The organism is Roseovarius autotrophicus, assembly GCF_018069895.1.
GTDB lineage: Bacteria > Pseudomonadota > Alphaproteobacteria > Rhodobacterales > Rhodobacteraceae > Roseovarius > Roseovarius autotrophicus.
Genome location: NZ_JAGQDH010000012.1, coordinates 46,484 through 69,306, shown reverse-complemented (window position 1 = coordinate 69,306; position 22,823 = coordinate 46,484). Strand labels below are relative to the sequence as shown.

General features: G+C 65.8%; 25 protein-coding genes. 9 read left to right on the top strand and 16 right to left on the bottom strand.

What is annotated here, in order from left to right; all coding sequences use genetic code 11:
- The 6 genes from KAK09_RS12895 to KAK09_RS12870 all read right to left on the bottom strand — a co-directional run bounded on the left by KAK09_RS12895 (position 1) and on the right by KAK09_RS12870 (position 6,574).
- On the bottom strand, positions 1–1,335 hold the full coding sequence (locus tag KAK09_RS12895; protein ID WP_210879351.1) for an aminotransferase family protein: 1,335 nt from the start codon (positions 1,333–1,335) through the stop codon (positions 1–3).
- Positions 1,332–2,045, bottom strand: coding sequence for an ABC transporter ATP-binding protein (locus tag KAK09_RS12890; RefSeq protein WP_210879350.1), 714 nt, complete (start codon positions 2,043–2,045; stop codon positions 1,332–1,334). The genes KAK09_RS12895 and KAK09_RS12890 overlap by 4 nt, the downstream gene beginning before the upstream one ends.
- A complete protein-coding gene (locus KAK09_RS12885) occupies positions 2,042–2,782 on the bottom strand; it encodes an ABC transporter ATP-binding protein (RefSeq protein ID WP_210879349.1) in 741 nt (246 codons plus the stop codon). The genes KAK09_RS12890 and KAK09_RS12885 overlap by 4 nt, the downstream gene beginning before the upstream one ends.
- Positions 2,779–3,981, bottom strand: coding sequence for a branched-chain amino acid ABC transporter permease (locus KAK09_RS12880; protein ID WP_210879348.1), 1,203 nt, complete (start codon positions 3,979–3,981; stop codon positions 2,779–2,781). Before KAK09_RS12880 ends, KAK09_RS12885 begins: the two co-directional genes overlap by 4 nt.
- A 1-nt stretch (position 3,982) precedes the next feature.
- The gene (locus tag KAK09_RS12875) at positions 3,983–5,254 is read right to left on the bottom strand and encodes an ABC transporter permease subunit (protein WP_210879347.1); all 1,272 of its coding nucleotides are present in this window, start codon (positions 5,252–5,254) and stop codon (positions 3,983–3,985) included.
- Positions 5,255–5,329: 75 nt separating this feature from the next.
- On the bottom strand, positions 5,330–6,574 hold the full coding sequence (locus KAK09_RS12870) for an ABC transporter substrate-binding protein (protein WP_210879346.1): 1,245 nt from the start codon (positions 6,572–6,574) through the stop codon (positions 5,330–5,332).
- A gap of 223 nt (positions 6,575–6,797) precedes the next feature.
- Between KAK09_RS12870 and KAK09_RS12865 the strand changes: the two genes are divergently transcribed.
- Positions 6,798–7,751, top strand: a complete 954-nt coding sequence (locus KAK09_RS12865; protein WP_210879345.1) for a helix-turn-helix domain-containing protein — start codon at positions 6,798–6,800, stop codon at positions 7,749–7,751.
- Positions 7,752–7,866: 115 nt separating this feature from the next.
- Here the strand turns inward: KAK09_RS12865 and smpB are convergent, their stop codons facing one another.
- Both smpB and KAK09_RS12855 read right to left on the bottom strand, forming a co-directional pair.
- Positions 7,867–8,343, bottom strand: a complete 477-nt coding sequence (gene smpB, locus KAK09_RS12860; RefSeq protein WP_210879344.1) for an SsrA-binding protein SmpB — start codon at positions 8,341–8,343, stop codon at positions 7,867–7,869.
- 21 nt (positions 8,344–8,364) lie between these two features.
- On the bottom strand, positions 8,365–9,285 hold the full coding sequence (locus tag KAK09_RS12855; protein ID WP_210879343.1) for a serine/threonine dehydratase: 921 nt from the start codon (positions 9,283–9,285) through the stop codon (positions 8,365–8,367).
- Positions 9,286–9,365: 80 nt separating this feature from the next.
- On the opposite strand from KAK09_RS12855, the gene KAK09_RS12850 reads away from it, so the two are divergent.
- The gene (locus KAK09_RS12850) at positions 9,366–10,181 is read left to right on the top strand and encodes an LOG family protein (protein WP_210879342.1); all 816 of its coding nucleotides are present in this window, start codon (positions 9,366–9,368) and stop codon (positions 10,179–10,181) included.
- A gap of 6 nt (positions 10,182–10,187) precedes the next feature.
- On the opposite strand, the gene KAK09_RS12845 is transcribed toward KAK09_RS12850, so the two are convergent.
- Positions 10,188–11,222 carry a succinylglutamate desuccinylase/aspartoacylase family protein gene (locus KAK09_RS12845; RefSeq protein ID WP_210879341.1) on the bottom strand — a complete coding sequence of 345 codons (1,035 nt, stop codon included), beginning with the start codon at positions 11,220–11,222 and terminating at the stop codon, positions 10,188–10,190.
- A gap of 105 nt (positions 11,223–11,327) precedes the next feature.
- Between KAK09_RS12845 and KAK09_RS12840 the strand changes: the two genes are divergently transcribed.
- Genes KAK09_RS12840 through KAK09_RS12820 form a run of 5 tightly spaced genes read left to right on the top strand, consistent with a single transcriptional unit; the run spans position 11,328 to position 15,069 of the window.
- Positions 11,328–11,984 (top strand): class I SAM-dependent methyltransferase, encoded by a 657-nt coding sequence (locus KAK09_RS12840; RefSeq protein ID WP_210879340.1) that lies wholly within the window; start codon positions 11,328–11,330, stop codon positions 11,982–11,984.
- On the top strand, positions 11,981–12,622 hold the full coding sequence (locus KAK09_RS12835) for a methyltransferase (RefSeq protein ID WP_210879339.1): 642 nt from the start codon (positions 11,981–11,983) through the stop codon (positions 12,620–12,622). The genes KAK09_RS12840 and KAK09_RS12835 overlap by 4 nt, the downstream gene beginning before the upstream one ends.
- A 12-nt stretch (positions 12,623–12,634) precedes the next feature.
- Positions 12,635–12,877: a DUF4170 domain-containing protein gene (locus tag KAK09_RS12830; protein WP_210879338.1), complete on the top strand. Its 243-nt coding sequence runs from the start codon at positions 12,635–12,637 to the stop codon at positions 12,875–12,877.
- Between the two features lie 6 nt (positions 12,878–12,883).
- Complete coding sequence (locus KAK09_RS19020; protein ID WP_210879337.1) at positions 12,884–14,104, top strand: 3-deoxy-D-manno-octulosonic acid transferase; 1,221 nt, start codon at positions 12,884–12,886, stop codon at positions 14,102–14,104.
- Positions 14,101–15,069: a tetraacyldisaccharide 4'-kinase gene (locus KAK09_RS12820; RefSeq protein WP_210879336.1), complete on the top strand. Its 969-nt coding sequence runs from the start codon at positions 14,101–14,103 to the stop codon at positions 15,067–15,069. The genes KAK09_RS19020 and KAK09_RS12820 overlap by 4 nt, the downstream gene beginning before the upstream one ends.
- A gap of 48 nt (positions 15,070–15,117) precedes the next feature.
- On the opposite strand, the gene KAK09_RS12815 is transcribed toward KAK09_RS12820, so the two are convergent.
- Positions 15,118–15,711, bottom strand: a complete 594-nt coding sequence (locus tag KAK09_RS12815; protein WP_210879335.1) for a DsbA family protein — start codon at positions 15,709–15,711, stop codon at positions 15,118–15,120.
- 5 nt (positions 15,712–15,716) lie between these two features.
- Positions 15,717–16,232 carry a DUF721 domain-containing protein gene (locus KAK09_RS12810; protein WP_210879334.1) on the bottom strand — a complete coding sequence of 172 codons (516 nt, stop codon included), beginning with the start codon at positions 16,230–16,232 and terminating at the stop codon, positions 15,717–15,719.
- 81 nt (positions 16,233–16,313) lie between these two features.
- Here KAK09_RS12810 and KAK09_RS12805 point away from each other — a divergent pair, with 81 nt between their 5' ends.
- Positions 16,314–17,381, top strand: coding sequence for an A/G-specific adenine glycosylase (locus KAK09_RS12805; protein WP_210879333.1), 1,068 nt, complete (start codon positions 16,314–16,316; stop codon positions 17,379–17,381).
- 24 nt (positions 17,382–17,405) lie between these two features.
- Positions 17,406–18,545, top strand: a complete 1,140-nt coding sequence (locus tag KAK09_RS12800; RefSeq protein WP_210879332.1) for an alkane 1-monooxygenase — start codon at positions 17,406–17,408, stop codon at positions 18,543–18,545.
- Positions 18,546–18,609: 64 nt separating this feature from the next.
- Here the strand turns inward: KAK09_RS12800 and KAK09_RS12795 are convergent, their stop codons facing one another.
- From KAK09_RS12795 to KAK09_RS12775, 5 genes are all read right to left on the bottom strand, one after another.
- Positions 18,610–19,455, bottom strand: a complete 846-nt coding sequence (locus KAK09_RS12795; RefSeq protein WP_210879331.1) for a cytochrome c1 — start codon at positions 19,453–19,455, stop codon at positions 18,610–18,612.
- Between the two features lie 16 nt (positions 19,456–19,471).
- The gene (gene petB / locus KAK09_RS12790; protein ID WP_210879330.1) at positions 19,472–20,794 is read right to left on the bottom strand and encodes a cytochrome b; all 1,323 of its coding nucleotides are present in this window, start codon (positions 20,792–20,794) and stop codon (positions 19,472–19,474) included.
- Positions 20,795–20,806: 12 nt separating this feature from the next.
- On the bottom strand, positions 20,807–21,367 hold the full coding sequence (gene petA, locus KAK09_RS12785; RefSeq protein ID WP_210879329.1) for a ubiquinol-cytochrome c reductase iron-sulfur subunit: 561 nt from the start codon (positions 21,365–21,367) through the stop codon (positions 20,807–20,809).
- Positions 21,368–21,531: 164 nt separating this feature from the next.
- The gene (locus KAK09_RS12780) at positions 21,532–22,137 is read right to left on the bottom strand and encodes a glutathione S-transferase (RefSeq protein ID WP_210879328.1); all 606 of its coding nucleotides are present in this window, start codon (positions 22,135–22,137) and stop codon (positions 21,532–21,534) included.
- Between the two features lie 65 nt (positions 22,138–22,202).
- Positions 22,203–22,823 carry an FMN-binding negative transcriptional regulator gene (locus KAK09_RS12775; RefSeq protein WP_210879327.1) on the bottom strand — a complete coding sequence of 207 codons (621 nt, stop codon included), beginning with the start codon at positions 22,821–22,823 and terminating at the stop codon, positions 22,203–22,205.

Below are 22,823 nucleotides of genomic sequence, written 5' to 3'. Positions count from 1 at the left end.
TCACAGCCCGCATTCGGCGGTGAAGCGGTCAAGTGCGCGACCGAGCTTTTCCATGATCTCGTCCATCTGCGCGAGAGTCACGATCATCGGCGGGGCGACGATGAAATGATCGCCCTCGTGCCCGCCCCGCGAACGGCGGGCATAGATGATCAGCCCCTCGTCATAGGCGGCCTCTGTCAGCCGGTCATAGGCATCGAGATGCTTGGGCAGGGGGGCGCGCGTGGCGCGGTCTGAAACCAGCTCGAAAGCTTGCAGAAGGCCCATGCCGCGCACATCGCCGATGATCTCGTATCGCTGCATCATCGCCCTGAGCCGGAGGTGCAGCAGATCGCCCATGGCCACGGCGTTTTCCATCATGCCTTGCCGTTCGATCTCGTCGATGACGGCAAGGCCCGCCGCGCAGGCCAGCGGGTTGCCGGCATAGGTAAAGCCGTGCGGATAGCTGCCATGGTCAAGCACCGTCTCGACGATTGTATCGCGCGCGATAAGCGCCCCGAGCGGCATGTAGCCCGAGCCGAACCCCTTGGAAATCGTGATCATGTCGGGCACCACGCCCCAGTGATCGGCGGCAAGGAACCGCCCCGTGCGCCCGCCGCCCGAAATCACCTCGTCATGAATCAGCAGAACGCCGTAGCGGTCGCAGATCTCGCGGATGCGCGGCATGTAGCCCGCAGGCGGCACCAGTGCGCCGGTCGAGGCCCCTCCAATGGGCTCCACGATGAAGGCCAGCACCGTCTCGGGGCCTTCCTCCAGGATTTGCGCCTCCAGCATGTCGGCGTAATGGTGGCCGGTTGCGGGATCATCCAGCGGCAGTCCGTCAAGCCAGGCGCGCGGCGCGGAGACCTTCGGCATCTGTGCCATCATCGGCGCATAGGGCGCGGTCATCGGCGCGTAACCCGTGACCGAAAGCGCGCCGAGCGTGCAGCCGTGATAGGCCGGAAAGCGCGAAATCACCTTCCACCGCTGCGCCTCGCCGATGGCGAGAGCGTGGCTGCGCGCCAGCTTGAGGGCGGATTCCACCGCCTCCGACCCGCCCGAGACGAAGAACACGCGCCCAAGCCCCGCAGGCGCGATGCCTGCCAGCCGGTCGGCCAGCCGTTCCGCCGGTTCGGTCTCGAAATGCAACCGATAGCCGAAGGTCGCCACCTCCATCTGGGCGCGCATCGCCGACAGCACCGCCGGGTTCGAGTGCCCGATATTGCACACCATTGCCCCCGACGAGCCATCGAGCCAGCGCCGCCCGTCCACCGCGTCGATATAGACGCCCTCTGCACGGGCCAGTTTTGGCCTGCGCCGCCGCGAGCCGTAGAAGAGCCGTGACGTGTCCTGCATCATGCCACCCAGAACGCCTTTTCCAGATCGGTGAAATCGCCCGACGGCCCCTCGTATTTGTTGCGCCCAAGCTCAAGCACATAGACGTAATCCGCGATCTTGAGTGCGTGGCGGATTTCCTGATCCACCAGAAGGATTGTCAACCCCTCGTCGCGCAGGTCGGTCAGCATGTCATAGACCTCCTGCGCCAGAAGCTTGGACAGCCCCGCCGTCGGCTCATCGACCAGCAGCATCTTCGGCTCTGCCATCAGCGTGCGCCCGATTTCCACCATGCGCTGCTGTCCGCCCGACAATTCGCCCGTCGCCTGCCTGCGCTTGTCGCGCAGTGCGGGGAAACGCGCGTAATTGGCCTCGATCTTGCGGCGGATCTGCGCGCGGTCGCGGCGGAAGGTCCAGCCGCCAAGTTCAAGGTTTTCCTCAACCGTCATGTCCTTGAACACGCCGGGCTGCTGCGGGATATAGGCCAGCCCCTCGTTGATGCGGCGATGCGTGGGGATGTCGATGATGTTCTTGCCCTCAAGCAGGACTTCGCCCTGAAACGGCCGAAGAAAGCCGAACGCGGCCTTGAGTGCGGTGGATTTGCCCACGCCATTGGCCCCGAGGATCGTGGTGATCTGCCCGCGCCGCGCGGTGATGTGCAGATCCGACAGGATGTTTAGATCGCGGTAGTAGCCCACCGACAGGTCGCGCAGTTCCAGAACCGCCTCGGTCATGCCGCGTCCTCCTCCTCGTCGTCGCGGCCGAGATAGGCCTCGATCACGGCGGGATCGTTCTTGACGTCCTCGGGTTTGCCATCCGCGATCAACTCACCGAAATTCAGCACGATGAGCCGTTCGGAGAGCGCAAAGATCGCATCCATCTGATGCGAGATGAGGATGATCGCCTTTCCCTCGGATTTCATCCGCCGGATATAGGCATAGATCACCTCCATCAGCCTGGGGTGTACGCCGGCGAAGGGCTCATCAAGGATGATAACATCCGGGTCGAGCATCAGAAGGCGGCCCAGTTCCAGAAGCTTTTGCTGCCCGCCCGAAAGCGCGCGCGCATATTCGTTGCGCAAATGGTCGATGGTGAGGAATTCCAGCACCTCTGTCGCGCGGTCGGTCAGCGCGCGCCCCTGTCCCATATGGCCAAGCGCCAGCGCGGGCACGTAGAGATTTTCCAGCACCGTCATGCGCCGGAAGCTGCGCGTGACCTGAAATGTGCGCCCCAGCCCCGCGCGCGCCACCTCGTAGGGCTTCAACTGGTCGATGCGTTCGCCATTGAGATAGACCGTGCCCGAGGTGGGTTTGATCGCGCCGTCGAGGATATTTGTCAGCGTCGTCTTGCCCGCTCCGTTCGGGCCAAGCACGCCGATCAACTCCGGCCCGTTCACCTCCAGATTGACGCCCTTGAGCACATGCAGCCCGCCAAAACGCTTGTGCAGGTTTGTGACCTTGAGATGGATCATGGCTGCGTCTCCCCGGCCCCGGCGGCGCGTTTGGCGATGGTTTCCTCGGCCATGCCCGCGCGGGCGAAATAGTCGATGAGCGGCGCGATGAGGCCGTTGCGGAAAAAGCGCAGCACCACCATCAGCAGCACCCCGAAGAACACCAGCCTCCACACGGTCATGTCCACCGCCACCCCGCCGATGCTGAAACTTGTACGCATCAGCTCGAGCATGATCTGAAGGAAGATCGCGCCAAGGGCAGCGGCGACGAAGTTTTCCACCCCGCCGATCACGGCCATCGCCACCACCAGTGACATCTGCAACAAAAACAGCATGTTGGGCGTGACGATCTGGATATAATGCGCCTGCACCGCGCCCGCCGACGCGGCCATGGCGGTGGTGATGGTGAACACAAAGACCTTGTAGCGCGTGGTGTTGACGCCCAATGCGGCGGCGGCGTCGGCGTCCTCGCGCAGTGCGCGCACGAAAAGGCCAAAGCGCGAGCGGGCAAGCCATGTGAGGATCAAAAGGCACAGAAGCAGCAGGAAAAACATGGCGTAATACGGCGGTATCTTGTCGGTGCGGCTGAACTCGGTTCCCAGGATCACAACCCCGTTATCGAAGAGCGCGGGCAGCACCATCCCCGCCTGACCGCGCGTGATGTCGATTTCGGCCGAGATCACCGCCTTGATGATTTCCGAGAACCCCAGTGTGAAAAGCGCAAGGTAGGCCGCGCGCAGCCGCAGCACCAGAAGGCCCACCAGAAGCCCCGCCAGACCGCCCGCCACCGTGCCAAGAACGATCCCCAGCAGAACCGGCATTCGCCAGACCTGCACGCTGTCGCCCCAGCCCGCGATGGCCTGTTGCAGACAGTCCTGCGTCAGCGTGGTCGAGGTCACGCCGATGGCGTTCTTGATCACCAGCCAGTTGCCGAAAAACGCGACTTCGGTGCAGGTGCCCGTGGGGGCCGAGGTAAGGTAGAAATAATGGCTGAAGAGCGCCGCGCCATAGGCCCCGATCCCCATGAAGGCCATGTGGCCAAAGCTGAACTGTCCGGCATAGCCTGCCAGCATCGACCAGCTTGACGCGAGGATCGCGTAGAAAAAGCCGGTGATGAGGACATGCATGACATAGTCGTAATTGCCGCCCGTATAGACCAGCGGGAAGGCCGCGAAGAACAGCACGAGGCCGAGACCGGCGATATTGGGAACCTGTCGCATCTCAGCCCCCCTGCCCGTGCATACCCGACGAGAACCGCCGCCCGAAAAGGCCCGTGGGCCGCAGCAGAAGCGTCAGCGTCAGCACGATCATGCCATAGGCGGGAATATAGGACGCGGCCTTTTGCGCGTCGGGAATGCAGCCCGTCCCCGCCGCCTCCACCAGCCCCACCATGATGCCGCCGACAAAGGCACCGGGCAACGAGCCGAGGCCACCCAGCACGACGATGACGAAAGAGCGCATCGCGGGGATCGCCCCCACCTGCGGCAGCCATGAGAACGCCTGAACCAAAAGCGCACCGGCAAGTGCGGCGATCATCCCGCCAAGCGCAAAGGCCAGCATGTTCATGCGGTTGGGGTCGATGCCCGCGATGGCGGCGGCCTCTCGGTCCTGACTGACCGCGCGCAGCGCCTTGCCGGTCCATGTGCGGTGCAGGAGGTAAAGCAGCGCCAGAAGCACCAGAATGCAGGTGACGGCGGCGACAAAGCGCGGGTTCGAGATCGAGACCGTCTCGAACAGCGTGAGGTTGCCCCGGCTGGTGGTGACCCACGCGGTCTCGGTCCCGTCGGGAAAGCGCAGACGCGGAAAATCGACGAATCGCTGCACCTTGACCGGGCTTGCGCCATGCATCGCCTGCACGAAATATTGCAGGGTAAAGGCCAGCCCGAAGGTGGCGAGGATGCCATATTCCACGGGGCGATCGATCTTGCCGGTATACATCGGCGTCAGCATCGCGCGCTCGAACACCGCGCCGATGCAGAAGGCGATGAAACAGGCCCCCAGCACCCCCATGAGCGGCCCCGCATCGGGAAACCACACCACGGTGATGTAGTAAACGAGCATCCCGCCGATCATGTAGAATTCGCCATGGGCAAAACTGACCACACCGAGGATCGAGAAAATCAGCGTCAGGCCAAGCGCCATGAACCCGTAGATGATGCCGATGATGATGCCGTTGGTGATCTGGCTGGCGCGGAAGGCCCCATTGGCGACGCAGTTGTTTTCCGGGTCGGCGAATGAAAAGGCGGCGGCGATGAGCACCACCGCCAGAAGCGCCAGCGCCGTGGTGAGCCTGGCGCTGAGCGCGGGCGTGCGCAGCCACAAAAGGCCCACGCCCACGGGGCCAAGGGCCGCCCCCGCCATCGCGCCCGCGAACGGCACGTTGGAGGTGTCGAGATCGCGCGCGAGATAGCGGCGGCGCAACAGCACCGCGCCAAGCACGCCCCAGCCGATCATCCACAGAATGACGGTCCAGAAGATTTCGGGTGTCTGCACAGGCGATTCCTCCGTTGGCACGGATGGCGCTTCAAGGGAAACGGGCGGGCCGGGGAAGACCCCGGCCCGGTTCGCTTACTGGTTCACCCAGATCGGCTCTGCGGTCTTGTAGGCGTCGGGAAAGACGATCGCCGCATCGGTCGAGGCCTGCCCCTGCTCCTGGAACTGGATGATGGTGATGGCCGGGTCGGGCCACTGGTGCCACCATTCATCGCCCTTGCCATCCTCTGACGGATCGCGCTTCAGCCCATAGTCGAAATAGATCCGCCCCAGCGTACCTTCGTGGCTGATGTTCTCCAGCGCAGTGACGATGGCATCGCCATCGGTGCTGCCCGCCTCCTCGATTGCCTGCGCCAGCACGGCGATGGAATCATAGGCCTCCATCGCGTAGCTCTCGACATCGGATTTGCCGGTCTTGGCCTTGTAGGCGGCGGCAAAGGCGCGGCCCTTGTCGGTGAACTGGCTTTCCGGCACGCCGATGCGCTGGACAAAGGCGTATTGCCCGTCCGGCACGTTGGTCCAGTAGGTGCCCGATTCAAGCGCGTCCTGCCCGGTCTGGAACGGCAGGTCCATCGGGCCGATGCCCGCATCCGCCGCCTGCTGGGTAAAGTTGAACGCCGCCTCTCCGGTCACCAGCGTGATGATCATGTCGGGGTTTTCCGCCTTGATCCGCTCGACGATGCCCGCGTAATCCTGCGTGCCGATATCGACCGAAAAGATCGTCGCGGCGACGCCGTTGGCCTCAAGCCCCTTGGCCGTTTCCTGGCTGGCGGGGATGCCATAATCTGTGTTCTCGGTCAGGATCGCCACTTTCTTGACACCCGGCAGGGTCAGCGCGAATTGCCAGTTGATGTTCGAGGTCCAGCTTGAGAGCGGCGCGATGCGAAAGATGTATTTGTGCTTGTCGCCGGTGATGGTGTCATTCCAGGTTTCGGCAAAGACAACCGGCACGCCGCGCGCATCGGCCACTTCCTTGGCCGCCACACCCACCGAACTGTGATAGCCGCCGCCGATGGCCGTAACGTTATCCTGGGTGATCAGGCGCTCGGTCACGGCGGTGGCGCGCTCTGGCAGGCCCTCGCTATCGGCAATCACCACCTCGATGGGGCAGCCCAGAACGCCGCCCGCCGCGTTGATATCGGTCTGCGCGAGCAGCATGGCGTCGCGCATCGCCTCGCCTCCCACCACGGTGCCGGGGGCCGAGAGCGGCGCGAGCGCGCCGATCTTGATCGGACAGTCCTGCGCCAGTGCCGCCCCGCTTGTCAGTGCAAGGGTCGCTGCCGACAGCATGAGGCCGCGCCGTGTCAGAATGCTGGTCATGTCATATCTCCCTGTCTGGTCCGGTGTTGGTCCCGGAATTGCCGCGCATCACGCGCTGGTGACGTTACGTTGCGGCAGTTGCCGGGGGGCTGTCTTTCGTTTATCAGTCATTTTCATCTGAAATCAGACATGGGGGCGTGATCCAATATCCCTGCGCATCAATGTAACGACGGGGCTGCCGCATTTCGGGGCACCGAAGGCACCCGCCGAGACGGTGCTTGCGGTGGGTATCCTGCTCTGGCCCAGTTTTCCGATGATGTCGCTCGCCGGGCTGGTCGAAAGCTTGCGCCACGCGGGTGATCACGGCGACGATTCGCAGCCGCGCTATGCGCGCTGGCAGATCGTTGGCGCGCCCGGCTCTGCGGTGCGGTCAAGCTGTGGCATTCCGGTGCCCGCGACGTGTGATTACGTTCATCCCGGCGGGTTCGATCATCTGTTTGTCATCGGCGGGCTCTTGCGCGACATGGAGAGCGCGCCGCCGCGCCACCGCGATTACCTGCACGCCGCGCGGCGCGCGGGCGTGCCGCTGGTGGGCGTCTGCACCGGCAGTTTCGTGCTGGCGCAAGAGGGGTTTCTCGACGGTCGCCCGGTCTGCATCCATCCCTATCACCAGGCCGATTTCGAGATGGCCTTTCCAGGCCATCGCTTTGTCACCAACCGCGATTTTGCGGCGGTGGGCGATGTCACGACGGTCCTGGGGGGCGTGTCTATCCTGCCGCTGATGAAGCGGCTCATTGGCGCGCATCTTGGCCCGGACCGGGCCGCCAAGGTGGAACACCAGATGACCTTGCCCGCGCCCGAGTCGGCGCCCGTGATGGGCGCGCGCGTGGGGGCGGAGCGCGGCGCAATTACCGATCCGCGCATTCAGCGCGCGCTTGTCATCCTCGATGCAGAGGCAAGCCACACCCCCCGCGTCGCCGCGCTCGCCCGCACGCTTGGCCTCAGCGAGCGGCATTTTCTGCGCCTTTTCAAGGCGCAGGTTGGGATGGCGCCAAAGGAGTATCTGCTGGAAACCAAGCTGCGCGCGGCGGTCTGGATGCTGCGCAACACCGCGCGCTCGATCACCTCGGTCGCCTATGCCGCCGGTTTTGCCAGCGGCGCCAACCTGGCCGATCACTGCCGCAGGCGGCTTGGGCTGACCCCCGGCGCGATCCGGCGGGGGGCGAAGGCGGGCTAGGGACGCGTGTGTCAAAATGCTCCATCACGCTCGGGCTTGCCCCGAGGGTCTCATGGTGCAGAGAGATCCCCGCCTTCGCGGGGATGACGGGCTGCGAGGTTACAGACCAAAACGCCTAGCCGCCCTGCCGCAGCAGGCGTTGTTTCTGGCGATCCCAGTCACGCTTGGCGTCGGTGGCGCGCTTGTCGTGGGTCTTCTTGCCCTTGGCGATGCCGATCTTGAGCTTGGCGATGCCGCGATGGTTGAAATAGAGCACCAAGGGCACCAGCGTCATGCCCTTTCGCTGGGTCTCGTTCCAGAGCCGCGACATCTCCTTTCTCGAGACCAGCAGCTTGCGGCGGCGGCGCTCTTCGTGGCCGAAGGTGCGGGCCTGCTCGTAGGGGGCGATATAGCTGTTGATGAGCCACAATTCGCCGTTGTCCACCGTGGCATAGCTTTCGGCGATATTGGCGGTCTTCTGGCGCAGCGACTTGACCTCAGACCCCTCCAGCATGATGCCGCATTCGAGATCCTCCTCGATGGCATAGTCATGCCGCGCGCGCCGGTTCTCGGCGATCACCTTGTAATTGGGGGTGTCCTTTGGTTTTGCCATTGCGCCGTCATATCCTTGCGCTCAGAGGCTGTCCAGCGGATCGGGGGCGACATTGCCGCCGCAGATGAGCACCGCCACCCGCTCACCGTCCTCGGGCGTGTAGGCCCCTGACAGAAGCGCCGCCAGCGCCGTCGCGCCCGCAGGCTCGACCAATTGGCGCATCTCCTGCCAGAGCGCGGTCTGTGCCTCGCGGATGGCGGTGTCGCTGACCAGCACGGTCTGCACCGCGTATCGCTGTGCCAGACCGAGGCAGAGGCCGCCGATCCGCCGCGCGCCAAGCGCGTTGGCGGCGATGCCCGATACCTCCACATCCACCGGCGCACCGGCGGCCATCGCGGCATGGAGCGCGGCGCAGGTGGCAGGTTCGACCGCCACCACCTTGCGCCGCCCCCCGAGCCAGCCAAGCGCACCGGCGACAAGGCCGCCGCCCCCCACGGCGATCAGCACCGTGTCGGCGTCAAGCCCCTGTGTCTCCCATTCCGCCATGACAGTGCCTTGCCCCGCCACGGTGGCCTCGGCGTCGTAGGGGTGCACCTCCATCGCGCCGGTGGCGCGGCGCCACTCTGCGGCGCGGGCGGCGGCCTCGGCATAGGCGCCGGGCACCACCTGCAACGTGGCGCCCTGTGCGCGGATGAGGGCGATCTTGGCCGGTCCCGCGATCTGCGGCACATAGATGCGCGCGGCATGGCCAAGGATGCGGGCGGCATGGGCTACCGCCGCGCCGTGATTGCCGCCTGAGGCCGCGACCACGCCCGCCTGCGGCACACGGGCCTGCATCAGCGTGTTGAACGCGCCGCGCGCCTTGAAGCTGCCGGTATGCTGCATCTGCTCGAACTTGAGGCTCAGGATCAGATCACCGAACCTCGCGGTCGCCACCGGCGTGTGCCGCACATGGGGGGCGATCCGTGCGCCCGCGTCGGTAATCAGCGCCTGCCAGTCCATTCCTCACGCCCCTTTGGCTTTTCTTGATCGCGCAAAGCCTATACCGCTGAAAGGCCAGACCCAAGCAAGGATCGCCCGCGATGAAAGACGACCGCAACAGCCAGTTCCGTGATGCCCATTCCGACCGTTCCGCGGCCGAACAGGTGCCCGATACCGCCCAGACCCGCGCCCCGGCCTATCGGCTGGCCTTTGCCGATACGGATTTCCTGCTGCGTGACGAATTGCGCCCGGTTCGGCTGCAACTGGAACTGCTCAAGCCCGAGATGATCCTGAACGAACGCGGCATCCAGAGCACCGTGGTGCTTTTCGGCGGTGCGCGTATCCCCGAGCCATCGCGAAAAGGTGGCGCGCGCACCGAGACGCTGGCGGAGTTGTCGCGTTATTACGACGAGGCGCGCAACTTTGCCCGGCTGATGACAGAGAAGTCCATGGCGAGCTATGGCCGTGAATATGTCATTGCCACGGGCGGTGGGCCGGGGGTGATGGAGGCGGGCAACCGCGGCGCGGCGGATGCGGGGGGGGCCTCGATCGGGCTGAATATCGTGCTGCCGCATGAACAGGCCCCGAACGAATATGTGACGCCGGGGCTGTGTTTCAACTTTCACTATTTCGCCATCCGCAAGATGCATTTCCTAATGCGCGCGCGGGCGATCTGCGTCTTTCCTGGCGGGTTCGGGACGCTGGACGAGATGTTCGAATCGCTGACCCTGATCCAGACCGACCGCATGAAGCGCGTGCCTTTCCTGCTTTTTGGCGAGGCGTTCTGGCAGCGCATCATCAACTGGGAGGCTCTGGCCGAGGCAGGCACGATCAGCGAGGAGGATCTTGACCTTTTCCGCTTTGTCGAGACGGCAGAGGAGGCCATGGCCCTCATCGAGGGGTGGGAGGAACGCTGAGCGCGCTCAGATGATCTCGTCCTCGTCAAACAGCGCCTCGGCCTCGATCTGGGCGGTGATACCTTCGGCGGCGGCCTCGGCGCGGGACGTTTCGGCGACGTGGAAAAGCGCGTCGCCCTCATAGACCACGGGCAGGTTGGCGCGGCCGATGACGATGCCGGTGGTATCGGCGGCAACCTCACTTTCGATATCACCGAACGCATTGGCGACGGCACCCATCACCGTGCCCGGGGCGACCGCATCGCCAAGACCCAGATAGCCGCGAAACAGCCCGCCGCGTGGCGCGCGATACCAGATCGAGCGGCGCGCACGCACCGGCAGCGCCCGCGCGCGCGGCACACCCTTGGTCCCGATCATGCCGAGATGGCGCATCACCCGCAGCACGCCGGCGACGCCGGTGCGCGCGGCGAACTCGTCAAAGCGCAACCCTTCGCCGCCTTCGTAGAGCAGCACATCGACGCCCGCCGCCTCGGCCGCCATACGCAGCGAGCCGTCGCGCAGCTTCGCTTCCATCATCACCGGCGCGCCAAACGCGGCGCCAAGCTCTGCCAGCCGCTCGTTGCCGGGGGTGAGACGGATCTGGGGCAGGTTGGTGCGGTGAATGGCCGCCGAATGCAGGTCGATGCCCACCTCGGCGCGGCGCACCACCTCCTGCATGAAGATATGGGCAAGCTGCGAGGCCATCGAGCCCTCGGCCACGCCGGGAAAGACGCGATTGAGGTCGCGCCGGTCCGGCAGATAGCGCGAATGGCTGAGAAAGCCGAATGTGTTGACGATGGGCACGGCAAGGAGCGTGCCGGCCATGGCGCCGAGCGGCGCGCTGCGCAGCAGGCGGCGCAGGATCTCGACGCCGATCACCTCGTCGCCATGGATCGCCGCCGAGACGAACAGGACCGGGCCACCGCGCCGCCCGTGGACCACCTCGACCGAAAGGTTGACCGGCGTGTGATTGGAAAGCTGGCTTACCGGGATATCGACGCGGGCGCGGGTGCCGGGGGCGACCCTCTGTCCTCCGATCTCGAATGCCGCGCGCCGTGCCATGGCTTCAGTCCCCTGCCGTCAATGGTCCGGCAAGGCTTAGGCAATCCGCGCGGCGCTGTCCATGGCCGCGCTTGAAGCGCGGCGAGGGGGCGGGTAAGCGGGGGCATGTCGTCGGCCTTGCCTCCCGCCTGTCCTGTCTGCCGTGCCGTCCCGGTGGCGGCGTTCGGGCTGTTCGACGGCAAGGGCTACTGGCGCTGCGACATCTGTGGCGCGCGGGGCATGAACCCGTCGCATTACCCCGACCCCGTGGCCGAGCGCGCGCAGTATGACTGGCACGAGAACGACGTGGACGATCCCGGCTATCGCCGCTTCCTGGACCGGCTTGCCGCGCCCTTGCGCGCGCGTCTGGCACCCGGATCGCGGGGCCTTGATTACGGCTGCGGGCCGGGGCCTGCGCTGGCCGCGATGCTGCGCGAGGCAGGGCACGATATGGCCGTCTATGACCCGTTCTATGCGCCCGATCCCGCGCCGCTGGGCAGGCCCTACGATTTTGTTACCTGCACCGAGGTGGCCGAGCATTTTCACGCGCCCGCAATTGAGTTCGACCGGCTGGGCGTGCTGTTGCGTCCCGGTGGTCTGCTCGCGGTCATGACGTGTTTCCAGACCGAGGACGCGCGCTTTGCCGGTTGGCATTACCGCAAGGACCCGACGCATGTGGTGTTCTACCGGGCCCAGACCTTCGAGGTGATCGCGGCCGAGCGCGGCTGGTCCTGCGAGATCGTGGCCAAGGATGTGGCGTTTCTGCGGGTGCCGAGGGCATGACCACGGCCCTGCACGAGGAGCGGATGGCGGCGGTGCTGGCGACGGTGGCGGAGATGGGCGCGCGCACGGTGCTTGATCTTGGCTGCGGCGACGGCGATCTGATCCTGCGGCTGGCAACGATGCCGGGGATCACGCGCATCACCGGCATCGAGATCGGCATGGCGCGGCTGCGCGGCGCGGAGGCGCGGCTTGCTGCCTTGCCCGAGGCGTCGCGGAGCCGGGTGCAACTGGCCTGCGCCTCGCTCACCGAGGGGCACCCGGCGCTGACGGGCTATGACTGCGCCTGTCTGGTGGAGGTGATCGAGCATCTGCCGCCCGCAGACATCAACCGGCTGGAGCGCGCGGTATTCACCCGGATGCGCCCGGCCCATGTGATCGTGACCACGCCCAATGCCGAGTATAACCCGGTGCTTGGCGTGCCCGCGTCGCGGATGCGGCACCCGGAGCATCAGTTCGAATGGGACCGGGCGCGCTTTGCCCGCTGGGCCGGGGGGGTGGCGGCGCGCACGGGCTATGACGTGGCCTGCCGCGACATCTGTGGCGCGCATCCACAGCTTGGCGGGGCCAGCCAGATGGCAGTGTTCAGCCGCCTTGACGCGCGGGGCGAAAGGAATAGGGTGCCCGCGACCCCTGCATGACAAGGATTTCCCATGGCCCAACGTCTTCATCTGGTTTTTGGCGGCGAGTTGGTTGACCCCTCGCGCAACGTATTCCGCGATGTGAACGACCTGCATGTGGTCGGGATCTTTCCCGATTACGACAGCGCCTACAACGCCTGGAAGGCCGAGGCGCAGCGCACCGTGGACAATGCCCATATGCGCTATTTCATTGCCCATCTGCACAAGTTGCGCGACGAGACGCAAGAGACCTCGCCGACCGAGGAACTGGGCTGACGCGCCATGAGCCGCTCGCTCGGCCTTGCAGCTTATCTTGCGATTGCGCGGCGTGGCGGGGCACGCGGCACCGCGCCTGACCGGCCCCGGCCCGATGGGTCGGTGATCTGGGCCCATGCGGCGGATGCGGGGCGCGCGGATGTGCTGGCGCATCTGGCCGAGCGGCTGGCGCAGCATCGTCCCGGTGTGCACATGGTGCTGACCTCGCCCGAGGGTCCGCCCCGCAGCCTGCGGGAAAACGGCCGAGTGATCTGGCAGGCGATGCCGCCCGACACGCTGGCGGCGGCCGAGACGTTCCTGGGCCATTGGCGACCGGGCCTGGGGATATGGACTGGCGGAGACCTGAAGCCGGCGCTTCTTGTCTGTGCGGCGCGGGCGGGCGTGCCGCTTTATCTGGTGGATGCCGAGGCGGCGCTGCTTGAGCGATCACACTGGCGCTGGTTTCCCGATCTGGCGCGGGCGGTTCTGACGGAATGCGTGGAGATCCACACCCGCGACGATGCGGCGGCGCGGCAGGCGCGACGCCTCGGCGCGCCGCCACAGCGCGTGAAGGTCACTGGAATCTTGCGTGCGGGGGCGTTGTCGCTGCCCTATAACCTCAAGGATCGCGAGGAACTGGCGCAGATCCTGCGCGGGCGTCCGCTCTGGCTTGCGGCGATGGTGCAGCGCGAGGAACTGGAGACGGTTCTCGTCGCGCATCGCGAAGTGAGCCGGATCGCGCATCGCGCACTCCTGATCGTGGTGCCGGATGAGGTCGAGGACAGCGCCGCCATGGCCAGGGACATCGACGCGGGGGGCTGGCGGCAGATCGCGTGGTCCAGCGGTGCGCTGCCCGACGAGGCGACACAGGTGATCCTTGCCGATACGCGGGGCGAGATGGGTCTCTGGTATCGGCTTGCGCCGGTGACATTCATGGGCTCGTCGCTGGTGTCGGGCCAGCACGGGCGCGACCCGAACGAGCCGGCGGCGCATGGTTCGGCGATTCTTTATGGTCCGAACGTGGCGCGCTATCTGACACGCTATTCGCGCTATGCCGAGGCGGGCGCGGCGCGGATCGTGCGCGACACGGCGACGCTGGCGGCGGCTGTTCAGGGGCTCTTGCCGCCCGACCGGGCCGCGGCGATGGCGCATGCGGCCTGGGATGTGGCCTCGCGCGGGGCCGAAGTGATGGATCGGGTGGTGGACATGGTGCTTGATCGGCTCGACCGGGAGGAGGCGGCGCGGTGAGGCCACCACGCTTCTGGTTCGCGCAGCCCGGTCTGCGGGCGCATCTGTTGGCTCCGCTGGGATGGTGGCGCGCGCGGGCCATGGCCCGGCGGATGGCGCGACCCGGCTGGCGCGCGCCGGTGCCGGTGATCGCCGTGGACAGCCTTTTGGGGGGGGATGTCCTGCCTGCCGTGCTGGCGCTGGCCGGGCAACTGGAGGGCAGGGGCCTTGCGCCCGTGATCCTGATGCCGGGCAAGGGCGCGGCGCGGCGGGTGCAGGAGGGCAGCCATGGCGCTGCCGATGTCGGCGCGGATGGTCTTCTTGCGGCGGCCTTTGCCCCGACCTGGGTGGCCGGCGATCTGGCGGCGGGGGCGCGGGCCATCGCCGGGGATGGCGCTGCCCCCGGCTGTATCCTGCTGGTGGGCGGGTTCCACGATCCCGCCCTGTTCAAGGCTCTGTCGGTTATTGTGGTCGATGCCGCGCAGGGTTTCGGCAACGGATTCTGCCGCCCCGCCGGACCATTGCAAGAGCCGCTGTCACAAAGCCTGCGGCGGGCTGATCTGCTGCTCTCGGTCGGGCCGCCGGCGCTTCAGTCTCGGTTTGCCGCCGAATGGGGGCGCGGCCTGGGCATGCCGCTGATCATGGGCCGCATGGAGGCGATGCCGACCGGCATGGACTGGTCCGGCCTGCGCGCGCTGGCGCTTTCGGGGGCGGGAGAGCCGGGCCATTTCCTGGCCGCGTTACGCGGCCTTGGCGCAGAGGTCACGCGCGCCGTGACGCTGCCCGAGGACCAGGCGCTGACACCCGCCCTTGTGACGAGGCTCATGCGCGAGGCGGCACTTCGTGGCGCGCAGATTGTCACCACCGAAGCCAGTGCGGTGCTCCTGCCCGTCGCGCTGCGGCGGGAGGTTCTGGTGCTGCCGATGCGCCTTCGGGTTGCGGAGTGGAGCGCGCTTGACGAGGCGCTGACGCGCCTCGGGGCATGACGCGGGCCGGGGCAGGTGCCCGGCCCACCCATCCCCGCGCAGCAGGGATTATTTCGCCAGCTGTTCTTCGATGATCGCCTTGAGATCGGCATAGGCCATGTTGCCGTATTTCTTCTCGTTGATGATCAGCGTGGGGGTGGAGTTCACGTCATGCGCGGTGGCGTTTTCCTGATACCACGCGACCAGGGCCTGTGCCTTGTCGCGGTCATTCAGGCAGGCCTCGATCGCATCCGGCTCGATCCCCGCGAGTTTGCCGATACGGCGCAGGTTGTCTGCGATGGCGGCGGGTTCGCCCTGCGTCCAGTCGCGCTGCTGCTCATAGAGCATGTCCGTGATGCCGAAGAATTTGTCCTCTCCGCCGCAGCGCGCCACCATCGAGGCCCAGAGACCGTAGCGGTCGAAGAACACGTCGCGATAGACGAAGCGCACCTTGCCCTCGTCGATATACTCGGACATGAGCTGCTTGAACGGCCCCTTGTGGAAATTCGCGCAATGCGGGCAGGTGAACGAGGCATATTCGACGATCGTCACCTTTGCGTCCTCGGGGCCGAGCGCCATTTCGGTGATTGTCGTGTCCTGCGCGGCGACGGGCGCGGCAAGCGAGGCGAGCGCCAGCGCGCCGGCGGCGATGAGGTGTTTCATCCGGGTCATCCTTTGTCCTTGGTCGATCTGGTCAATACGTTCTGCGCGAGCCGTTCCAGCGCAGCGCGCAGGCTGTCATCGGTGACGGGGGCGACGATCGCGCCCGCGCGGGCGAGGGTCTCGGGGGTGGGGGGCGGTGTTGCGGTCCGCCGCTTGTGGGTGAAATCCGCCTGTCCGTCGGCAAAGCCGACAGGAGCGGTCTGGGTCAGCCGGATGCGCGCGATGGCGTTATAGCCGTAAACGGCGTTGATCTTCTCGCGCAGTCCCTCTTTCTGCATTTCAAGCATGGGGGCCTGTGCGCCTGTGGTCAAAAGTGTCAGCGTCGCGCCCATGCCCTGCCGCCCGTAGGAGATGTCGATCGGGCGCGCGACGGCGGCGATGGCCTCGCCCGCGATTTCGGGCCAATGGGTCAGAAGGCGCGTCTGCGCGAAACCGCGTGATTCGGACACACGCCTGATGCTCGGCTGCAACAGCGCCGAAGTGCGTTTGAACCCCCTTCGTCCGGTCTGGCGCGTGGCCATGCTTGGCACCCTCCCTCTTGGCGCTAATCTATGGCATGTGGCCGGGGATGAAAGGCCCGATTGCAGTCGAGGAGATAAACTATGCGTCAGACCGCCGATCCGGAGGGGCTGCTTGAGTGGTATGACACCCATGCGCGCGATCTGCCGTGGCGGGTGGGTCCCGGCGCGCGGGCGCGTGGCGTGCGGCCCGATCCCTATCGCGTGTGGCTCTCGGAGGTGATGCTGCAACAGACGACCGTGGCGGCAGTCAAGGCGTATTACGAGCGGTTCACGGCGCTCTGGCCCGATGTGGCGGCGCTGGCGGTGGCGGAGGATGCCGTGGTCATGGGGGAATGGGCCGGACTTGGCTATTATGCGCGGGCGCGCAACTTGCTGAAATGCGCGCGGGTGGTGGCAGGGGCGCATGGCGGGCGCTTTCCCGATACGCGCGAAGGGCTGATGGCCCTGCCGGGGATCGGCGCCTACACGGGTGCTGCGATCGCGGCGATCGCCTTTGATCGGCCCGAGGTGGTGGTTGATGGCAATGTCGAGCGGGTGATGGCGCGGCTGCATGACATCCGAACGCCCTTGCCCCGTGCCAAGCCCGCGCTGATCGAGGCCGCCGCGCGGCTCACGCCCGAGGCGCGGCCCGGTGATTACGCGCAGGCGGTGATGGATCTGGGCGCGACCATCTGCACGCCGCGCTCGCCCGCCTGCGGGATCTGTCCGTGGCGCGGGCCATGCGCTGCGCGGGCGGCGGGGGTGGCCGGGACGCTGCCCGCGCGCCTGCCGAAGACGCCCAAGCCGGTGCGGTTTGGCCATGCCTATGTGGCGCGGCGCGACGATGGGGCGTGGTTGCTGGAGCGGCGCCCCGATGCCGGGCTTCTGGGCGGGATGCTGGGCTGGCCCGGCAGCGATTGGGGCGAGGCCTCCGACCCCGCGCCGCCGGTGGCGGCGGCGTGGCGCGATGTCGGCGTGGAGGCACGCCACACCTTCACCCATTTCCATCTGCGCCTGCGGGTGCATGTGGCCACGGTCGGCCTGGGCGCGGTGCCCGAGCGTGGGACGTTCACACCACATGACGCCTTTCGCCCCGCCGCGTTGCCCACCGTCATGCGAAAGGTATTTGACCTTGCGCAAGGCGCGTTCGAAATTTCGCGCCAAGGATAGCCGAAACCCCGCAAGGAGAGTGCCATGGTCCCCGCCGCTCAGGTTGCGCGCCTGCAAAGCGCCCTGCCGTTCTGGATGTCCTTCCTGCTGGTGCCGGTGGCGGTCCTCGGCGCGTTGCATGGCGGCTGGACCGTGATCCTTTTGCCGGTGATGACGTGGTATTTCTTTTCCATCCTCGACGCCTTTCTCGGGACTTATACCGAGAACGGCGATCCGGAGACGCGCGAGGATCAGCTTTTCTGGTATCGCGCGATCACGCTGCTTTGGGCACCGGTGCAGTTCGCGCTGCTTTACTGGATGATCTGGTATGTGACCGGGCCGGGTGACGCGCATCTGAACCCGCTGGAAACCATCGTGTTGTTTTTCGGGGTGGGGGTGATCACCGGCACGGTGGGGATCAATTACAGCCATGAATTGATGCACCAGAAAGACCGGGGCGAGCGGTTTCTGGGCGATGTGCTGCTGGCGATGGTGCTTTACTCGCATTTCCGGTCCGAGCATCTGCAGGTGCATCACCGCCATGTCGGCACGCCGCGCGACCCGGTGACGGCGCGCTATAACGAGGGGTTCCATCGGTTCTTTCCGCGCGTTGTGCGGGACTGCTGGCACTCGGCGTTCAGGGCCGAGCGCGAGATGCTGGCGCGCAAGGGGCGGCCTTGGCATGACCTCAAGAACCCGTTCTGGCGCTACTGGGCGCTTCAGGGCTACATGATCGTGCTGGCGGGGCTGATCGGCGGCTGGGTCGGGCTGGGGCTGTTTTTCTGGCAGGCCATCGTTGCCATCTGGCAGTTGGAACTTGTCAATTACATCGAGCATTACGGCCTGACGCGCAAACATCTGGGCGAGGGCAAGTATGAGCATGTCAAGCCGCGCCATAGCTGGAATGCGGCGCATCGGGCGTCAAACTGGTTGCTGATCAATCTGCAACGGCATTCGGACCATCATCACAAGCCCGACCGCCGCTTTCCGCTGTTGCAGAACCATGATGAGGCAGTGGCCCCGCAACTTCCCTATGGTTATCCGATCATGACCATGGCGGCGATGGTGCCGCCCCTGTGGCGGCGGGTGATGAACCCGCGCGTGCGGCGCTGGCGGGCGATGTATTACCCTGAGATCAGTGATTGGCGGCCCTACAACACGGCCACGAACCCGATGCCAAGATAAGAAAAAACCCCCGCGCGCCGTGGCGTGCGGGGGCGGGTGATGTCAGGCCGGGAGATTGCCGGTCTCAGCTGTCCTTGCGATGCTTGACCGGGGCCCAGAGGCGCTTGTTCGTCAGATAGAGCAGCACCGACAGCACGGTAAGGAAGATCACGCCTGTCAGGCCCGCCTGCTTGCGTGCCATCATCTTGGGTTCCGCGGCCCACATCAGGAAGGCGGCGACATCCTCGGACTGCTGTTCCAGCGTGGCCTCGGTGCCGTCGTCATATTCGACATCGTCGCCCCAGAGGGGCTGGCCCATGGCGATCCAGCTTCCCGGCACGGTCGGGTGGCCCTGCTCGTCCCTGCACTCTTCGGGATAGCCGCCGGCGGTAAAGGCGACGTTGTAGGCGCCATCGAAATCGTCCGGCGCGCAATCGGGCGCGTCATGATAGCCGACCATCAGCGAATAGATGTACTCCGCCCCGCCCATGCCCTTGAAGAACTGGGCCAAACCGGTGCCGTAGGGGCCATGAAAGCCCGCGCGTTTCTTGGCCATGAGCGACAGGTCCGGCGCGGTCTCAAGCTGCGAGCCGGGGAAGTGATCCGTCGGCGTGGCTGCGCGGAAATCGTCGAGATCGGCGTCATAGATCTCGAACTGCTGTGAAAAGGCAAAGACCTGATCCTCGGGGAGGTGCGGCCCGCCCTCGTCGCCAAGCGTGCGCAGGGGCACATATTGCATCCCGTGGCAGGCCGCGCAGACCTGGGTATAGACCTTGAGGCCGCGCTGAAGCTGGATCTCATCGAACTTGCCGAACGGGCCCTCGAAGGAAAAGGCGACATCCTCGATGATGCCTTCGCCTCCGGCGGCAAGCGCCCCCCCTGCCGAGATCGACAGGGCCGCAAGCGCCGCAATGCCTGTTTTCTTGAACATTGTCGTCAGTCCTTTCTTACTCGGCGGGCGTCTGGGCTTGGCCGTAATGCGCCTCGAAATCCTCTTCGATGGTCTCGGGCTGCGCCTCGGGCTTCTCGATCACGCCCAGAAGCGGCAGGATCACGAGGAAATAGCCGAACCAGTAGGCCGAACCGATGAGGGCGATATAGGGATAGATACCCTCGGCCGGCATTGCGCCAACCCAGGTCAGCACCACGAAGTTGACCGCGAAGAGCCAGAACCACCACTTGAACATCGGGCGATACCGGCCCGAGCGCACCGAGGAGGTGTCAAGCCAGGGTGCCAGTGCCATCACGATGATCGCGCCGAACATGGCGATCACGCCGAAGAACTTGGCGTCGATGATTCCGCCGGTGATCCAGCTTGTGAACATCACCACCCACACATCGCCGGTAAAGGCGCGCAGGATCGCGTAGAAGGGCAGGAAATACCATTCCGGCACGATGTGAGCGGGGGTCACAAGGGCATCGGCCTCGATATAGTTGTCAGGATGGCCAAGGTAGTTGGGCATGAAGCCCACCACCGCGAAGAACACCACCATGATCACGGCAAGCGCGAACAGATCCTTGATCACGAAATAGGGCCAGAACGGCACGGTGTCCTTTTCCGCTTCGGCCTTGGAGTTGCGGCGCACGTCAACCCCGGTGGGGTTGTTGTTGCCGGTGGTGTGGAAGGCCCAGATATGCAGCGCCACCAGTGCCGCGATCACGAAGGGCAGCAGGTAGTGCAGCGAGAAGAAACGGTTGAGCGTGGCATTGTCCACCGCCGGTCCGCCCAGAAGCCAGGTCTGGATGGCATCGCCGACGAAGGGGATCGCGCCGAAAAGGCCGGTGATCACCGTGGCCCCCCAGAATGACATCTGACCCCAGGGCAGCACGTAGCCCATGAAGGCCGTGCCCATCATCAGCACATAGATCAGCATTCCGATAATCCACGTCACCTCGCGCGGGGCCTTGTAAGAGCCATAATAGAGACCGCGGAAGATGTGCAGATAGACGGCGACAAAGAACAGCGACGCGCCGTTCATGTGCAGGTAGCGGATGAAATGGCCACCGTTCACGTTGCGCATGATGTGCTCGACCGAGGCGAAGGCCAGGTCCACATGCGGGGTGTAGTGCATTGCGAGGATGATGCCGGTGACGATCTGAAGCGCAAGGCAGAAGGTCAGGACGATCCCCCAGATCCACATCCAGTTGAGGTTCTTGGGGGTGGGAATCATCAGCGTGTCATAGAGAAGCCCGACGATGGGAAGGCGCGAGTGGAGCCATTTTGCCCCGCCGCTCGTCGGCTCGTAATGGTCGTGCGGAATACCGGACATGCGCGCGTCTCCTTATCCGAGCTGAATCGTGGTGTCGTCGAGGAACTGCGCTACCGGAATCCAGAGATTCTCGGGCGCGGGTCCGCGGCGGATGCGGCCCGACGTGTCGTAATGCGACCCGTGGCAGGGGCAGAACCAGCCGCCGAAATCGCCCGCGCCATCCCCGATGGGCACGCAGCCCAGATGGGTGCAGACGCCGATCATAACCAGCCATTCGCCCGCCTCGTCAAGCGTGCGGTTCTGATCGGAGGCGTCCAGCGACGGGTCGTTGTGGTTCTGCGCGTTGCGGTCGGGCAGTTGCGACAGATCGACCGCGCGGGCGGCCTCGATCTCGCGCTCGGTGCGGCGGCGGATGAACACCGGCTTACCAAGGAACTTGACGCTGAGCTGTGTGCCCGGCTGCACATCCGACACGTCCACGCGGATCGAACTGAGCGCCTGAACGTCGGCCGAGGGGTTCATCTGGTTCACAAGCGGCCAGATGGCCGCGCCAGCGGTGACCGCACCCGCCCCTGCGGTGGCGTAGTAGAGGAAATCCCTCCGGGTGCCTTCGTGATCTTCTGCGTGGGACACGAGGTTTGCTCCATGTTGTCAGTGCCGATATGCCGATAACGGCGTATGTCGCGCCGGAGACGGATCTCCGACGATAATGCGCGTCTATCTAGCCGGGGATTGCCAAGCCGTCCAGCCTGCAATCCCTCATGGACCATGCAAAGCGCGCTTGTGTCGCGCCCGTATCAGGCGGCGGGGGCGGTCGCGGTCATGCTGTCGCGCGCGGCAAAGCCGTCGTACCATGCGGCGAGCGCCGGGCGCCCCTGCCGCCAGCCGCGCGCGTCGTGGCGGAAATCGAGATAACCGAGCGCGCAGGCCACCGCGATCTGGCCCATATCAAGCGGCCCGGAAAGGTGGCTCATCCAGCGCTGCTCGAGCGCGTCGAGCGCGCGCGCGATCTTGGCCCATTGCGCCTCGACCCATGCCTCCGAGCGCGCGCCCTCGGGGCGCAACCGCGTCTCATAGACCATGAGCACGCCCGATTCCATGATCCCGTCGGCGGTCGCCTCCAGCGTCAGCACTTCCCACAGTTGCGCTTCTGGATAAAGTCCCGCGCCCGCCTTTGCGTCGAGATAGCGGCAGATCACCCGGCTGTCATAGATCGCAGGGCCATCGTTGCGCATCAGCGCGGGGATCTTGCCCAGCGGATTGGCGGCCATCGCCTCGGGCGCGGTGGCAAGCGCGGTGGTGGCCACAGGGATCTCTGTTACCTGATCGGCAAGGCCGGTTTCGTGCAAGAGCACGCGCACCTTGCGGACGAAAGGCGAGAGGGGAGAGGAAATGAGTTGCATTGGCCGGGGCTCCTGTCTGGCGTTGCGCAGACGCTAGGCGCGGGCAGGGCGGGTGTAAAGCGGGCTTAGCCGGGCGGGTCGCGCATCAGTGCGGCCAGCGCTGCGCGGTCGGAGCGGAGCCCGTCGCGCTCCATGTGCCCGGCGGCGCGCAGACGCACCGCATCCTCCTTGTTCTGGTTGAGCTTCCATGTGCCCGCGATTTCCTCGATTTCGAGAACGCAGGGCACAATCTGGCGCATCATTCGCTCCATCGCCCCGGACGTCATCTTGTCCGAATGCCATTCGGGCTTGGGCAGGAGCCGCGCCTCGAAATGCGCCGATTCCCGGTTTGCAAGGTCGCGGAGCCGCTCTTGCGGCAGCGGATGCAGCGCGCCCACCAGATGCACGGCGACATAGTTCCACGTCGGCACCTGATCGACCACGCCATACCAGTCGGGCGAGACATAGCCATGCGGCCCGACGAGCGCGAGCCGCGCGCGCAAGGGCGCGGAGAGCAGCCGGGCGATGGGGTTGGAGCGCACGAGGTGCAATTCGGCGCGGGTGCCGTCCTCGTCGAGAAGGAAGGGAATATGGCTCAGAAGCGGGCCGTCTGGGCCGCAGACGGCCAGCACGCCAAAGCCTTCTTCGCGGGCGAAGGCGAGGTTGCGCGCGGTTTCTGTCTGGCGATAGACGGGGTTCGGGTGCAT

Bases quoted from the DNA above. Each gene is read 5' to 3' on its own strand.
- KAK09_RS12895 (WP_210879351.1), bottom strand. From the start codon at position 1,335: ATGATGCAGGACACGTCACGGCTCTTCTACGGCTCGCGGCGGCGCAGG.
- KAK09_RS12890 (WP_210879350.1), bottom strand. From the start codon at position 2,045: ATGACCGAGGCGGTTCTGGAACTGCGCGACCTGTCGGTGGGCTACTAC.
- KAK09_RS12885 (WP_210879349.1), bottom strand. From the start codon at position 2,782: ATGATCCATCTCAAGGTCACAAACCTGCACAAGCGTTTTGGCGGGCTG.
- KAK09_RS12880 (WP_210879348.1), bottom strand. From the start codon at position 3,981: ATGCGACAGGTTCCCAATATCGCCGGTCTCGGCCTCGTGCTGTTCTTC.
- KAK09_RS12870 (WP_210879346.1), bottom strand. From the start codon at position 6,574: ATGACCAGCATTCTGACACGGCGCGGCCTCATGCTGTCGGCAGCGACC.
- smpB (WP_210879344.1), bottom strand. From the start codon at position 8,343: ATGGCAAAACCAAAGGACACCCCCAATTACAAGGTGATCGCCGAGAAC.
- KAK09_RS12855 (WP_210879343.1), bottom strand. From the start codon at position 9,285: ATGGACTGGCAGGCGCTGATTACCGACGCGGGCGCACGGATCGCCCCC.
- KAK09_RS12850 (WP_210879342.1), top strand. From the start codon at position 9,366: ATGAAAGACGACCGCAACAGCCAGTTCCGTGATGCCCATTCCGACCGT.
- KAK09_RS12845 (WP_210879341.1), bottom strand. From the start codon at position 11,222: ATGGCACGGCGCGCGGCATTCGAGATCGGAGGACAGAGGGTCGCCCCC.
- KAK09_RS12840 (WP_210879340.1), top strand. From the start codon at position 11,328: ATGTCGTCGGCCTTGCCTCCCGCCTGTCCTGTCTGCCGTGCCGTCCCG.
- KAK09_RS12835 (WP_210879339.1), top strand. From the start codon at position 11,981: ATGACCACGGCCCTGCACGAGGAGCGGATGGCGGCGGTGCTGGCGACG.
- KAK09_RS12830 (WP_210879338.1), top strand. From the start codon at position 12,635: ATGGCCCAACGTCTTCATCTGGTTTTTGGCGGCGAGTTGGTTGACCCC.
- KAK09_RS19020 (WP_210879337.1), top strand. From the start codon at position 12,884: ATGAGCCGCTCGCTCGGCCTTGCAGCTTATCTTGCGATTGCGCGGCGT.
- KAK09_RS12815 (WP_210879335.1), bottom strand. From the start codon at position 15,711: ATGAAACACCTCATCGCCGCCGGCGCGCTGGCGCTCGCCTCGCTTGCC.
- KAK09_RS12810 (WP_210879334.1), bottom strand. From the start codon at position 16,232: ATGGCCACGCGCCAGACCGGACGAAGGGGGTTCAAACGCACTTCGGCG.
- KAK09_RS12805 (WP_210879333.1), top strand. From the start codon at position 16,314: ATGCGTCAGACCGCCGATCCGGAGGGGCTGCTTGAGTGGTATGACACC.
- KAK09_RS12800 (WP_210879332.1), top strand. From the start codon at position 17,406: ATGGTCCCCGCCGCTCAGGTTGCGCGCCTGCAAAGCGCCCTGCCGTTC.
- KAK09_RS12795 (WP_210879331.1), bottom strand. From the start codon at position 19,455: ATGTTCAAGAAAACAGGCATTGCGGCGCTTGCGGCCCTGTCGATCTCG.
- petB (WP_210879330.1), bottom strand. From the start codon at position 20,794: ATGTCCGGTATTCCGCACGACCATTACGAGCCGACGAGCGGCGGGGCA.
- KAK09_RS12780 (WP_210879328.1), bottom strand. From the start codon at position 22,137: ATGCAACTCATTTCCTCTCCCCTCTCGCCTTTCGTCCGCAAGGTGCGC.
- KAK09_RS12775 (WP_210879327.1), bottom strand. From the start codon at position 22,823: ATGCACCCGAACCCCGTCTATCGCCAGACAGAAACCGCGCGCAACCTC.